The sequence below is a fragment of the Microbacterium sufflavum genome, assembly GCF_023101165.1.
Taxonomy (GTDB): Bacteria; Actinomycetota; Actinomycetes; order Actinomycetales; family Microbacteriaceae; genus Microbacterium; species Microbacterium sufflavum.
This window is the reverse complement of record NZ_CP078076.1, coordinates 280,859-294,514: the sequence shown is the minus strand read 5'-3', so window position 1 is coordinate 294,514 and position 13,656 is coordinate 280,859. Positions and strand designations below refer to the sequence as shown.

The 13,656-nt window shown below is 72.7% G+C and carries 11 protein-coding genes and 1 pseudogene; 9 read left to right on the top strand and 3 right to left on the bottom strand.

Annotated elements, in window-relative coordinates; genetic code table 11:
* Positions 1 to 6 precede the first annotated feature (6 nt).
* Positions 7 to 1,995 (top strand): acyltransferase family protein, encoded by a 1,989-nt coding sequence (locus tag KV394_RS01530; RefSeq protein ID WP_247982108.1) that lies wholly within the window; start codon positions 7 to 9, stop codon positions 1,993 to 1,995.
* A 108-nt stretch (positions 1,996 to 2,103) separates the two neighbouring features.
* Here the strand turns inward: KV394_RS01530 and KV394_RS01525 are convergent, their stop codons facing one another.
* Entirely contained in the window at positions 2,104 to 3,798 is a 1,695-nt protein-coding gene (locus KV394_RS01525; RefSeq protein WP_136044477.1) for an ABC-F family ATP-binding cassette domain-containing protein, read from the bottom strand.
* Between the two features lie 284 nt (positions 3,799 to 4,082).
* Between KV394_RS01525 and KV394_RS01520 the strand changes: the two genes are divergently transcribed.
* Complete coding sequence (locus KV394_RS01520) at positions 4,083 to 4,430, top strand: hypothetical protein (protein WP_205828297.1); 348 nt, start codon at positions 4,083 to 4,085, stop codon at positions 4,428 to 4,430.
* Here the strand turns inward: KV394_RS01520 and KV394_RS01515 are convergent.
* Positions 4,403 to 5,083: an alpha/beta hydrolase gene (locus KV394_RS01515; protein WP_247982107.1), complete on the bottom strand. Its 681-nt coding sequence runs from the start codon at positions 5,081 to 5,083 to the stop codon at positions 4,403 to 4,405. The genes KV394_RS01520 and KV394_RS01515 overlap by 28 nt on opposite strands.
* Before the next feature lie 72 nt (positions 5,084 to 5,155).
* Between KV394_RS01515 and KV394_RS01510 the strand changes: the two are divergent.
* The 7 genes and pseudogenes from KV394_RS01510 to KV394_RS01480 form a co-directional block, all read left to right on the top strand.
* Positions 5,156 to 5,689, top strand: a pseudogene (locus tag KV394_RS01510) (DUF4916 domain-containing protein); the annotation flags it as partial.
* Positions 5,690 to 5,914: 225 nt separating this feature from the next.
* Positions 5,915 to 7,399 carry an APC family permease gene (locus KV394_RS01505; RefSeq protein WP_247982106.1) on the top strand — a complete coding sequence of 495 codons (1,485 nt, stop codon included), beginning with the start codon at positions 5,915 to 5,917 and terminating at the stop codon, positions 7,397 to 7,399.
* A gap of 15 nt (positions 7,400 to 7,414) precedes the next feature.
* Complete coding sequence (locus KV394_RS01500; RefSeq protein ID WP_136035653.1) at positions 7,415 to 8,188, top strand: gamma-glutamyl-gamma-aminobutyrate hydrolase family protein; 774 nt, start codon at positions 7,415 to 7,417, stop codon at positions 8,186 to 8,188.
* 32 nt (positions 8,189 to 8,220) lie between these two features.
* A complete protein-coding gene (locus KV394_RS01495) occupies positions 8,221 to 8,985 on the top strand; it encodes an SDR family NAD(P)-dependent oxidoreductase (RefSeq protein ID WP_136044472.1) in 765 nt (254 codons plus the stop codon).
* On the top strand, positions 8,970 to 10,355 hold the full coding sequence (locus tag KV394_RS01490) for a glutamine synthetase family protein (protein WP_247982105.1): 1,386 nt from the start codon (positions 8,970 to 8,972) through the stop codon (positions 10,353 to 10,355). The genes KV394_RS01495 and KV394_RS01490 overlap by 16 nt, the downstream gene beginning before the upstream one ends.
* 1 nt (position 10,356) lies before the next feature.
* On the top strand, positions 10,357 to 11,799 hold the full coding sequence (locus tag KV394_RS01485; protein ID WP_247982104.1) for an aldehyde dehydrogenase family protein: 1,443 nt from the start codon (positions 10,357 to 10,359) through the stop codon (positions 11,797 to 11,799).
* A 14-nt stretch (positions 11,800 to 11,813) separates the two neighbouring features.
* Positions 11,814 to 12,536, top strand: coding sequence for a FadR/GntR family transcriptional regulator (locus KV394_RS01480; RefSeq protein ID WP_136036287.1), 723 nt, complete (start codon positions 11,814 to 11,816; stop codon positions 12,534 to 12,536).
* A gap of 6 nt (positions 12,537 to 12,542) precedes the next feature.
* Here the strand turns inward: KV394_RS01480 and KV394_RS01475 are convergent, their stop codons facing one another.
* A complete protein-coding gene (locus KV394_RS01475; RefSeq protein WP_136033116.1) occupies positions 12,543 to 13,610 on the bottom strand; it encodes a threonine aldolase family protein in 1,068 nt (355 codons plus the stop codon).
* Positions 13,611 to 13,656: the final 46 nt, after the last annotated feature.

The following is a 13,656-nucleotide window of genomic DNA, read 5'->3' as shown; positions in this document are numbered from 1 at the left end:
ATCCTCATGCCTTTCCTCGCCTCCTCCTCCGCCGCCTCGGCGTCCCCCTCCTCTCGCGTCTCCGGGCTGACCGGACTCCGCTCCCTGGCCGTCGTCGCCGTCCTCGGCTACCACCTCCTCCCCGCCGCGGTGCCCGGCGGATTGATCGGCGTCGACGTCTTCTTCGTCGTGAGCGGCTTCATCGTCACCCGACTCCTGCTGCGCGAACGCGCGCGCACCGGCCGGGTGTCGCTCGGCGCGTTCTGGGCGCGGCGCGCCCGACGCATCCTGCCTGCACTCGCGCTCGTGCTGGCCGTCTGCATCCCGCTCGCCTTCCTGGTCGCTCCGCACCTGCTGTCGGGCATCCGGCGTCAGTTGATCGGCGCTCTCACGTTCAGCTCGAACTGGCTGGCGATCGCCGCGGACGGCGACTACTTCCAAGCCGACCAGCCCGACCTGTTCACCAACCTGTGGTCGCTGGCGGTCGAGGAGCAGTTCTACCTGATCTGGCCGTTGCTGCTGGTCCTGCTGCTGGTGGTCGTGCGCTGGCGCCGCCGCGCCGTCGTCGTCCTCGCCCTCGTGCTGGCCGTGCTGTCAGCGGGGGCGATGGTGCTGCTGTCGGCGCCGCCGCTGGGATCGCCGACCCGCGCCTACTTCGGCACCGACACCCACGCGTTCGGACTGCTGCTGGGCGTCGCTCTCGCCGTCGGGATGGGAGCGGGAGAGGTGCGCATGGCCACCGGTCGGCGGGCCGTGGCGCGGACGGCTCTCGGCGTCGCCTCGCTCGGCGTGCTGGTCGCGCTCGCCGTGGTGCTGTCGGACGCATCTCCCGCTGCCGCGCACGGCGGCCTCGCGCTGGCCAGCCTCGCCGCTCTCGGCCTGATCTGGTCGGCGGCGACGGTGCCGCCGCTCGGCCGTGTGCTGGATGCGGCCCCGCTGTCCTGGCTGGGCGAGCGCTCGTACGCGGTGTACCTGTGGCACTGGCCGCTGCTGCTGATCCTGGGGGCCACTCCGCTCGCGGCGCAGCCACTGCTCGTCGCGGTCGTGACGGCGGCGCTGTCCATCCTCGTCGCCGCGCTCTCCTACGCCTTCGTCGAGGCACCCTTCCGGCGCGGCCTGCGCGTGCATCCGCCGCTTCCCCGTCGACACGTCGTGCTGCCGGCGCTCGTGGTCGGGGTGCTGGCGGTCGCGAGCGCGGGCATCGCGATCGGCCATGACGACGCCTCGGCGGCCGAGGCCCTCGTCGAGCGCGGCCGCGAGGCGATCGCCCACGCCGCCCCCGCCCCGGCCGCGTCGCCGCAGACGGGTTCCGGCGCCGACTCCGGTCCGACGCCCTCGCCCTCGCCCTCGCCGACCAGCACCGCGGCGACGCCGCCGCCCATCCTCGGCACCGACATCACGGCGGTCGGCGACTCGGTCATGCTCGCCGCCGCGCCCGAATTGCAGAACGCGCTGCCCGGCATCGCCATCGACGCCCAGGTCTCGCGCAGCATGTGGCCGGCCACGGGCATCCTGTCGTCGCTCGCGAACGACGGCGCCCTGCGTCCGACGGTCGTCGTGGGGCTGGCGACCAACGGCGGCGTCGATCCCGACCTGCTCGCCGACATCCTCGGGATCGTCGGCCCGGACCGCACCCTGGTGTTCGTGAACGCGCACGCGCAGCGCAGCTGGATCCCGGGCGGCAACGCGACGCTCGCCGACTTCGCCGCCGCGTATCCGAACGTCACGGTCGCCGACTGGGACGGTGCCATCACGCCCTACCCTGACGACCTCGCCGGCGACGGCATCCATCCGCAACCCGCGGGCGGCGACATCTATGCGGCGGTCGTCACGGGGGCGATCGCCCAGGCGCACCTCGACGAGGCACAGGCCGCCGACGCAGCCGCGAAGGCCGCGGCCGATGCCGCCCGGGAGGCGGCGAAGGCGGCGAAGAAGCCCGCGGCGGGGACCGCTCGTCCCGATGACACGCAGCACGACGATTCGCACGCCGTCCCGACCCCCACGCCGACGCCGTGACGGCGGTCCTGCTGATGGGGGCGGGGGTGGTCGCCCTGCCTCTGGCGGTGTCGGTCTGAGTCGCGTGCGGGTCCCGCGCCGCCGGACGACGCCGCGGGACCCGGGCGTTCACGACGGGGGGAGCGCCGTCTCCTGCAGCGCACCCTCCGCGTCGATCTCGAGGGTGAGGTCGAGGTCGAGTCGCCGCAGGAACGCATCATCGTGGCTGACGATGAGCACGGCGCCGCGATAGGTGCGCAGCGCCTCGACCAGCTGATCGACCGTGTCCAGGTCGAGGTTGTTGGTCGGCTCGTCCAGCACCACCAGGTGGGGCGCCGGGTCCGCCAGGAGGAGTCTCGCCAGGGCCACGCGGAACCGCTCGCCCCCGGACAGCGCCGCGACCGGGCGCTCGACGGTCGCTCCACGGAGGAGGAACCGGGCCAGGCGGTTGCGCAGCTCCTTCTCCGGCACGTGCGGGGCCCGGCGGGCGATGTTGTCGAACACCGACGCGCCCTCGTCGAGGCCGTCCACGCGCTGCGGAAGGTAGCCGATCCGGTCGGTGAACGCCTCCGCCCGCAACTCCGGCCGGTCGTCCCTCGGGAGGTCAGGCCCGGAATCGGCCACACCGGGTGGAGCCGCCGCGATAGGGTCCCGATCTCCTGTGTCGCGAACACCGCTGGCGACGAGTCGTTCGAGCAGGGTGGTCTTGCCGGCGCCGTTGCGACCGATCAGCGCCACGCGCTCGGGGCCCTGCACGATCCAGGAGCGCTCGCCGTCTCCGAGCTCGGCGATGCGGCGCGCGCGGGAGACCTGCGGGTCGGGGAGCTCGATCTTCATGGTGTCGTCCGAGCGGATCCGGCGCCCGGCCTCGTCGTGCGCGGCGCGGGCCGCCTCCTCCTTCGCCCCGACCTCGGTGCGCAGCTTGCCCGCCGAGACCTCGGCGGCCATCTTCCTGCCGTGTGCGATGATCTTCGGCACGCGCTTCTCGACCTCGGCCTTCTTGGCGGTGCGGGCGCGGTGGGCGAGCTTGACCTCCGCCTCGATGCGCTGCCGCTTCTCCTTGCGCAGCGCCTGCGCCGCGGCGACCTCGGCCTGTCGCGCCGCGTCCTGCTCGGCGTCCAGCCACGCGCGCCACTCGGAGTACGGCCCGCCGAACACGCTCAACGTCTGCCCGTAGAGCTCCGCGGTGTCGTCCATCAGCTCGAGCAACGACAGGTCGTGGCTGACCACGATGAGCGTGCCCTTCCACGCGTGCACCATCGCGCCGAGCGTCGCCCTGGCGTCGCGGTCGAGGTTGTTGGTCGGCTCGTCCAGGAGCGTGATCGGCGCGCGCCGCAGGCGGATCCCGGCGATCGCGACGAGGACGGCTTCGCCGCCCGACAGCTCGCCCACGGTGCGGTCGAGGAACGCGGGGGCGAGTCCGGCCTCCGCAAGGGAGGCCTCCGCGCGCGCCTCGATGTCCCAGTCGTCGCCGACCGCGTCGAAGTGCGCGGGATCGACGTCGCCCGCGGTGATGGCGCGCACCGCGTCGAGCGCGGTGGAGACGCCGAGCAGCTCCGCCACGCGGCGGTCGACGTCGAGCGTCAACTGCTGCGGCAGGTACGCCACCTCGCCGGAGGTGGAGACGGATCCGGACGTGGGGGTGAGCTCGCCGGCGATCAGGCGCAGCAGGGTGGACTTGCCGGCGCCGTTGCGTCCGACCAGGCCGGTGCGCCCGGACCCGAAGGCTCCGGACACGCCGTCGAGTGCGACCGAGCCGTCGGGCCAGGTGTAGGTGAGGCGGTCGAGCACGACCGAGGGATGAACGGTGGTGGGGTATGACACGGGGTGTCTCCTGTCGAGTGCGGGGGTGCACTGACACCGGGGCCCGGGGTGGCGCGAACGGGTCGCACCCGGAGGGCAGGGTCTGCCGGGGAGTCGGCGATCGTCGGGTCAGCGCGCGGAAAGAGGAGCGCGGAGGCGACGATTCAGATCAAAGGACTTCCAGACACGGCGGACAGGACGCCACGACGATACCCGGGCGTGTCGGCGTTCGCAACTCCCGGGCGTGTCGCGCCTCCGTCGCACGGGGGATGCCGGCACCGCGACGGATGCGTAGCGTGGGAGGCATGGCGGATCGGAACCCCAGCCCGGAGGAACTCCGGGCACGCACCGGCCTCGGCGTCGGCCTCGCGCTCGGCGTGGCGATCGGCGTGTCCCTCGGCATGGCGATGAAGAACTGGGCCCTCGGCATCGGCATCGGTCTGGCGATCGGCGTGGCTCTCTCGGTCGCTTTCCGCGGCTCCGGGCGGGCGGACCCGAGCGGGCCGGACGGCGAGCGAGACCCGGGGCATCCGGAGGACGGGGTGGACGGGGGTGAGCGGGAGCGCCCGGAAGCTGCGGCGGACCCGGGAACTCCGGTCGACCCGGGAGTCCCGGGGGAGCGCGGTCAGGACGGGCGGGACCCCTCCGCCTGATCCGCGTCGATCCCCTCGACCCAGGTCGTGAGGAAGCGGTGCACGTCGCCGAGCTCGTCCTCGGAGATGCTGTGCGTGAGGCCGCTGTAGACGCGGCCGGACAGCTCGGCGTGCGACGGCAGCCACTGGGCCGTGTGGTCGATGAGCGCCGGAGGGATCACGTCGTCGTGCGTGCCGCGCCCCCAGAACACGCGGGGCCGGAGTTCCGTCAGCGCGTCGTCGCCCGGCAGCGGCTCCGGTGCGACATAGCCGCTCAGTGCGACCACGGCGTCGAAGCGCTCCGGCGCGAGCCGCAGTGCCTGCAGTGACACGGCCGCGCCCTGCGAGAACCCGAGCAGCGCGACCGACGGGGCGTCGCCCGCCGCGGCGTCGAGCCAGCGGAGCAACGCCTCCGCCGCGAGCGTCACGGCGGTCGAGCTGCGCCCGTCCAGGCCCTCGATCGGGTACCAGGAGCGTCCGGGCTGGGGCCACGGCGGCGCGAGCGGTGCGGCGACGGAGGCGACGGCGAGTCCGCCGGGCAGGTAGGGGACGAGCCCGAACAGGTCGTGCTCGTCGGCGCCGTACCCGTGCAGCAGAACCACGAGGGGGAGCCCGGCGCGCTCCGCCGTCGACCAGCGGGTGGCGGTGTCGTCGATCGTCAGAATCTCACTCACCCCGTCATCCTGCCAGGCGGCACCGACGCGCCGCCGGTGTCCCTCGTCGGAGGGTGCTGATAGAAAGGACGCATGGCGGTGCGCACACCCGATCCCGATCCGGAGCCCGACGACGAGGGCCTCGGCGCGTTCCGCGACGCCACTCCGCCGGCGCCGGACGCGAACCCCGGCTGGCTCAGCGACGTGGAACTCGAGGAGGCGCGTCGGCGCCTTCCCATGCTGTACGTCGAGGCGATCCCGGTCCGCACCGACGGCTCCGGTCAGGTCACGGAGATCGGCATCCTCCTGCGCTCCACGCCGATGGGGGAGATGACCAGGACCATCGTGTCGGGTCGCGTGCGCTTCGGGGAGACGATCCGCGACGCCCTGTTCCGTCACGTCGAGAACGATCTGGGGCCCATGGCCTTCCCGCTCCTTCCCCCGCAGCCGCTGCCGTTCACGGTGGCGGAGTACTTCCCGATCCCCGGGGTCAGTGCCTATCACGACGACCGCCAGCACGCGGTGTCGCTGGCGTTCGTGGTGCCGGTGACCGGGACGTGCGAGCCGCGGCAGGACGCGCTGGAGGTCACCTGGTTCTCTCCCGAGGCCGCCGCGTCCGACGCGGTCGCCGCCGAGATGGAGGGCGGCCGGGGCACGCTCATCCGGCACGCCCTGGCGAGCCTGGGCCTGCTGCGCTGACCGCGCGCTGACGGCCCGGGAGCGGGGCGTCGCGCTGTTCGTCGTGCCTCGGCGGACGGGGATGATCGCCGGTCCGTGGAAAAGTCTTGCGCTGTCGCCGATCAATGGGCTAAAGATTAGACCATTGATCCAATCGGCAAAGGATGCTTCGACATGGATGCTTCGACAACGACGTCGCCCTCCGCAGAACAACCCCGCGAGCGCAACCTCCGCGGCAACCTCGGGGCGGTGGCCGTCACCTTCATGGTGATCGCCGCCGCCGCGCCCCTCACCGTGGTCGGCGGCATCGTGCCGATCGGCTACCTGCTCGGCAACGGGATCGGCTTCCCGGTCATGTTCCTCGTGGCCACCGTGATCCTGCTGCTCTTCTCCGTCGGCCTCACCGCGATGAGCCGCTACCTGCCCCGCGCCGGCTCCTTCTTCGTGTTCATCACGCACGGACTCGGTCGCACCCCCGGCCTCGCCGCCGCCTACCTCGCCCTGGTCTGCTACACCACGGTGCAGATCGCGGTGTTCTCCTACCTCGGCGCCACCATCTCATCGAGCATCGCGCTGCTCGGCGGACCCGAGATCCCCTGGTGGCTGCTCACCCTGGTCTCGGTCGCGCTGGTCGGTGCGCTCGGGTACCGGCAGATCGAGCTCAGCTCGCGCGTGCTCGTCGTGGTGCTGCTCGCCGAGATCGGGATCGTCGTCCTGCTGGGGCTCATCATCCTCGTCACCGGCGGAGCCGACGGCGTGACCTTCGGCTCGTTCGTCCTGCAGAACGTGCTCTCCGGGGCACCCGCGCTCGGGCTGATGTTCGCCATCGCCAGCTTCATCGGGTTCGAGTCCACGGTGGTGTACCGCGACGAGGTGCGCACGCCGGAGCGCACCATCCCGCGCGCCACCTACGCCTCCGCGATCGTGATCGGCGTCTTCTACGCGTTCGCCGCCTGGACCGTGGTGGTCGGCGTGGGGGAGGGAGACGTGATCGACGAAGCCGCCGCCGACCCCACGACCCTCATCACCCGCGTCACCGAGCAGTACCTCGGCCCGGTCGGCTCGGTCGCCGTGGCCCTGCTGTTCCTGGGCAGCATGTTCGCGGCGGTGCTCTCGCTGCACAACGTGCTCACCCGCTACCACCACGCCATGGCCAACGCCCGCGTGCTGCCCGACCGCGTCGGCAGCGTGCACACCCGACACGGATCGCCCCACGTCGCCTCGCTCGTGCAGGTCGCCACCTCGGGCGTCGCGATCGCCCTGCTCGCCATCCTCGGCTTCGCGCCGGAGAACATCTTCTCCTGGTTCGCGGGAATCGGCACCCTCGCGATCGTGATCCTCATGGCCGTGACCTGCCTCGCCGTGATCGTGTACTTCGCCCGCACCCGCGCCCTGCGCAGCCCCTGGCACACCGTGATCGCCCCCGGCCTCGGACTGCTCGGGCTGGCGGTGTCCGCCGTGCTCATCGCCGCGAACTTCCCGCTGCTCGTCAGCGACGTCGACGCCGACGGCAACCCGGCGTGGGGCGTCGTCAGCATCACCCTCGTCGCCGTCGTGATCATCGCCCCGGTGATCGGGCTGGTGCAGGCGGCGATCATGCGGGCGAGCGCGCCGGCGGCCTACGCCCAGATCGTGCGGCGCTTCGACGAGAACGCCTGACCCCGAAACCGAAGGATGGACATCATCAGTCTCCCCGCCCTGCCCCGGCCCCTGATCGGCATCTCCGGTCGTCGCACCAGCGGCGCGGCGATCGGCGCCCCGTACGGCTTCGCCGACGCCCCGCTGGAGGCGTACCTCAGCGAGTACGCCACCTCGGTGCTCCGCGCCGGCGGCCTCCCCGTGCACCTGCCCATGGATGCCGACCCGGCCGAACTCGTGGCGCGGCTCGACGGCGTCGTCATCGTCGGCGGCGACGACGTGGACCCGCGCCGGTACGGGCAGACCCCCGGCCCGTTCACGCCCCTCGTCGACCCGCAACGCGACGAGTTCGAGTCGGGGCTGATCCTCGCCGCGATCGAGCGCGCGCTGCCGCTGCTGGGGGTGTGCCGGGGAGCGCAGCTGCTCAACGTGGTCCGCGGCGGCACCCTGCATCAGCACCTCGCCGCGGGCGAGGGCGAGTCGCACGGCTCGTACGCCTATCCCCGCGCCCACCGGGTGCACGAGGTGCGCACGGCAGAGGGCAGCGTCGTGCACGGCCTCTACGGCGAGAGCACCCGCGTGAACTCGTTCCACCACCAGGCGGTCGACGCCCCCGGCGCCGGGGTGACCGTGACCGGCTGGGCGCCGGACGGCGTCGTCGAGGCGATCGAGCTCGACGGGCTGCCGGTGGTGGGCGTGCAGTGGCACCCCGAGACCTTCGGCGGTGACCCGGTCTTCGACTGGCTCGTCGATCAGGCGTCCGCGCACACCGCGGTCGCCCCCACCCCCGCGACCGAGAGCGTCGCCTAGGCGCCGCAGACGCACGAACAAGGAGAGACACCATGCGACACGCAGACAGGAATGCCTTCATCACGGGCGCAGGATCCGGGATCGGCCGCGAGACCGCCCTCCGCCTGGCGAGCGAGGGGGCACGCATCCTCGTCACCGACGTCTCGGCCGAGGGCGCCGCCGAGACCGTGCGCCTGATCGAGGCGACCGGAGGCACGGCGCTCGCGGCGGTCGTGGACGTGCGCTCGCGCGAGCAGATCCGCGCCGCGGTCGCGCAGGCCGCCCAGGCGTGGGGAGCCCTGCACCTGCTCGTCAACAACGCCGGCGTGGTCACCGAGCACTCGTTCGAGACGCTGACCGAGGAGGCGTGGGACTTCGTCTTCGACATCAACCTCAAGGGCCAGTTCCTCGTGGCGCAGGAGGTGGCGCCGCTCATCGCCGAGTCGGGCGGCGGCGCCATCGTCAACCTCTCCACCGTGGAGGCACTGGTCGTGGTGACCAGCACCGGCACCGCGCAGCCGCACTACAACGCCAGCAAGGGCGGCGTGCCCATGCTCACCAAGGCGCTCGCGGTCGAGCTCGCGGCCAAGAACATCCGCGTCAACTGCGTCGCCCCCGGCCCCATCGCGACCGACTTCTTCGACTACGACAGCGTCACCAGCCCCGAGGCGCTGGAGTTCATGAAGCAGCGGCTGCTCGTGCCGCGGGTGGGCCTGCCGAGCGACATCGCCGCGGCCGTATCCTGGCTGCTCAGCGACGAGGCGTCCTGGATCGACGGCATCCAGCTCCCCGTCGACGGAGGGTGGCTGACGCGATGATCGACGACGTGCGCCTGGCGCCGGACGAGCTGGAGGCCGCGGGGATCCGCACCGTGATCGTCGCGACGCCCGACCTCCAAGGTCGGCTCGTCGGTCGCCGCATCCCCGTCGAGGGCTTCGGCCGGGTCGTGGCGAACGGCGTCGACATCTGCACCTGCGCGTGGGCATGGGACATCGATCAGGGGCTCGAGCTGATCGACCAGAACCGCTTCGCCCTGTGCGGCATGCACAACGGCGTGCCCGACGTCACGCTGCTCCCCGACCTCGACACCCTGCGCCCTGCGGCGTGGCTGGAGGGCGTCGCGATCTGCCTCGCCGACCCGGTCGACGTGCACACGCACGAGCCGATGCCGCTGTCGCCGCGGGTGATCCTGAAGCAGGAGCTGGCGCGCCTGCGCGACCTCGGTCTCACGCCGCTCGCGGGCACCGAGCTGGAGTTCTACCTGTTCCGCAACGACCCGCGGGAGTTGCGCCGCTCGGGGTTCCGCGACCTCGATCCGACGACCCTCACCCCCTCCGACTTCATGATCCACGAGGGCAACCTCTACGAGCCGTTCTTCCAGAGGCTGCGGTCCGACCTGCGCGCGAGCGGCATCCTCGTCGAGGCCGCGCAGAGCGAGTGGGGTCTCGGGCAGTGGGAGATGACGTTCGAGTACGGCGACCCGCTGGAGATGGCCGACCGGCACGCGCTGTACAAGCTCGCGGTGCGTGACACCGCCGCCCGGGCGGGCATGTCGGCGACCTTCATGGCGCGTCCGCTCAACGACCAGCCGGGCTCGTCGTGCCACGTGCACGTGTCGTTCGTCGACGACGAGGGCACGGCGCTGTTCTGGGACGACTCCGACCCCGATCACCTCAGCCCCCGCATGCGCTCGGCGATCGCCGGGGCGCTGGAGCACGCGCCGGCGCTGATGGCGTGGTACGCCCCGACGGTCAACTCGTACCGCCGCAGCAACTCCACCGACGTCGCCGGCAGCGGGCGCACCTGGGGCTTCGACAACCGCACCACCACGGTGCGTGTGGTCGGCCACTCGCCGCAGGCGCTCCGGTTCGAGTTCCGCCTGCCCGGTGCCGACACCAACCCGTACTTCGCGCTCACGGGCATCCTCGCGTCGGCCCGCGACGGGATGCGGACGGGGGCCGAGCTCGGCGATCCGGTGCGCGGCAGCGCCTACGACCTCCCCGGCGACGGCGCCATGCCCGCTGACCCGCGGCAGGCGGGAGCGCTCTTCGCCGACAGCGCGTTCGTGCAGGAGATGCTGACGCCGGAGCTCATCTCGCATCAGCGCATCCTGCTCGACCACGAGTGGTCCACCTTCATGTCCCGCGTCACCGACTGGGACCTGCACCGCTACTTCGATCGGATCTGAGATGACCTTCCCCGCCCTGTGCACCTGGATCGGCGGCGTCGCCGAGGAGAGTCCGGAGGCCGACGGCTCCTGGCTGCACGACCCGAACACCGGCGAGGCCCTCGTGCCCACCGCCTCCAGCTCCCTGGAGCAGGTCGACCGGGCCGTCTCCGCCGCCCGTCGGGCGCACGACGATGGCCGCTGGCGCGGACTCGCCCCCGAGGAGCGCGCGGTCCGGCTGGGGGCGCTGGCCGCGTGGCTGGACGACCGTGCCGAGGAGATCGCCCGCCTCGACGCGCTCAACAGCGGGGTGCCGCTCGCGGTGACACGGCTGTTCGGCGGAGCCAACGGCGCGACCCTGCGTGACGCCGCCCGCCGAGCCGTCGTCCGCGGGGACGTCGCGGAGCTCCCCGCCGAGCAGGGCGGCGTGCGACTGCACCGTGTGCCGTGGGGACCGACCGCGCTCATCCTGCCGTGGAACGCGCCCAGCGCCATGGCCGTGAAGAAGACCGCGTTCGCGCTCGCCGCCGGAGCGACCGTGGTGCTCAAGCCCTCGTCGTTCTCGCCGTGGAGTGCGCAGCTGCTGCTGGAGGGCGTGCACGAGGCGGGCGTTCCCGACGGTGTCGTCGGACTCGTGCAGGGCGGCGGCGGCGTCGGCCGTGCCCTGGTCGCCGACGAGCGCATCGCCGCGATCTCGATGACCGGCTCCACGCCGACCGGTCGCGCCATCGCCGCCGCGGCCGCGCCCCGGTTCGCCCGGCTGCAGCTGGAGCTCGGCTCGAACAACGCCGCGATCGTGCGGGCCGACGCCGACCTGGAGCAGGCGGCGGAGGCGCTCGCCGACGGCGTCCTGAAGCTGTCGGGGCAGTGGTGCGAGGCTCCGCGTCGTGTGCTGGTCGACCGCGCCCGGCGCGACGAGCTGGCCCGTCTGCTCATCGCGGCGTTCGCCCGCCGGACCATCGGATCCAGCCTCGACGACGCGACCGAGGTCGGCCCGGTGGCCTTCGCCGCCCGGCGGGACGAGCTCGACGACCAGCGGGACCGGCTGGCGGCCGCCGGCGCCGAGGTGCTGCGGGTGTCCGCGGTGCCGGAACGGGGATGGTTCTTCGCCCCCACGGTGGCGGTGCTCGACGGCCCGGGGCTCGCGGACGAGGTGTTCGGGCCGATGCTGCTCGTGGGCGGCTACGACGACGAGGACGAGGCCGTGCGCCTGGCGAACACCGGCCAGGTCGGGCTCGCCGGCTACGTGTTCGGGGCGGATCAGGAGGGGGCCGCGGCGCTGGGCACCCGCCTGGTCGCGGGCGAGGTGAAGGTCAACGGCACGAGTGTGCTCGACATGTCGCCGGCCTCCGCGCAGAGCTTCTTCGGCGCGAGCGGCCTGGGCGGGCACGGCGACGACGATGTGCTTGACTTCTTCACGGGGAAGCAGGTCGTCGGCACGGACCGCGCCGGTCTTCCCCTCTGACCGGAGGAGTGGCCATGGGCGAGCGTGACGACGCGCCGCACGACTTCTCCCGCGCTGTGCTGCACCCCGTGTCGGGCTATCAGGCCGTGGCGGGGTTCCTGCGCCGGGAGATGGCGCTCGGCCGCATCCGCCCCGGCGACCGCCTGCCTCCGGAGCGGCGTCTGGCGGAGCAGCTCGGCGTCTCGCGCGAGACGCTGCGGCAGGCGCTGCGCATCCTGGAGGGGAGCGGCCAGATCGTCATCACCCGGGGAGCGTCCGGCGGGGCGATCGTCCAGGACGCGGCGCTGGATCCGCGGCTCATCCGCGACGAGGTGCGCACGCGCTCGGCCGAGATCGGCGAGCTCACCGAGTTCCGCGAGATCGTCGAGTCCGGTGGGGCGGCGCTCGCGGCGGCGCGGCGCAGCACGGCGGATCTGGAGGCGATGGCCCTCGCCCAGAGCGAGCTGGCGGGGGCGGCCACCAAGGCCGAGTCCCGCATCGCCGACACGCACTTCCATCTCGCGCTCGCCGCGGCGTCGGGTAACACGTTCGTGCGCGACGCGGTGGAAGAGGCGCGCGTGCGGATGTTCGAGCCCGTCGACCTGATGAGCTTCGACTTCGTGAAGGAGTCCAGCTGGCACGCGCACGAGCGCATCCTCGATGCCGTGCGGCGGGGCGACGCCGACGCCGCCGATGCGGCGATGCGCGCGCACCTGCGCACCACGCGCGAGGAGTTCACGCGCGTGGTCGACGACTGAGACCGCTCAGGCGGTGGTGAGGCGTCCGAGCGCGTCGACGAAGGCGTCCACGTCGGACTCCTCGGTGTCGAAGCCGCACATCCACCGCACCTCGCGCCGGGCCGCGTCCCAGTCGTAGAAGCGGAACACGTCGCGCAGCCGGTCGGCAACGCCCTCGGGCAGCGTCGCGAAGACGCCGTTGGCCTGGGTGGGCTGGGTGAACTCGACACCGGCGACGGAACCGTCGGCGAGCCCCGCCTCGATGCGGGAGCGGAGCCGGGCGGCCATGGCGTTCGCGTGCCGGGCGTTGCGCAGCCACAGGTCGCCCTCGAGCAGCGCGATCAGCTGCGCCGAGACGAAGCGCATCTTCGACGACAGCTGCATGTTGAACTTGCGGGCGTAGGGCAGCCCGTCGGCGGCGGCGGGGTTCAGCACCACGATGGCCTCGCCGAGCATGGCGCCGTTCTTCGTGCCGCCGAATGTCAGCACGTCCACGCCGACGTCGCGCGTGAAGGCGCGCAGCGGGAGGTCGAGTGCGGCGGCCGCGTTGGAGAGCCGGGCGCCGTCGAGGTGCAGCTTCATGCCCCGCTCGTGCGCGTGGTCGGCGATCGTGCGGATCTCGTCGGCCGTGTAGAGGGTGCCGAGCTCGGTGGACTGCGTGATCGACACGACCAGCGGCTGCGCGCGGTGCTCGTCGCCCCAGCCCCACGCCTCGCGGTCGATGAGCTCGGTGGTGAGCTTGCCGTCGTCGGTGGGCACGGTGAGCAGCTTGAAGCCGCCGATCTTCTCGGGCGCGCCACCCTCGTCGACGTTGATGTGCGCGGTCGATGCGGCGATCACGGCACCCCAGCGCGGCAGCATCGACTGCAGGCCGGTGACGTTCGCGCCGGTCCCGTTGAACACCGGGAACGCCTGGACGCCCTCGCCGAAGTGCTGCTGGAAGACCTCCTGCAGGCGGGCGGTGTAGGCGTCTTCGCCGTACGCCACCTGGTGGCCACCGTTCGCGGCGGCGATCGCGGCGAGGACCTCGGGGTGGATGCCGGAGTAGTTGTCGCTGGCAAAGCCCCGCAGAGCGGGGTCATGGGGGATGCTCACCGGTCAAGCCTAATCGCGGTTCCCCTACCGGATGTCCGAGCCCCGC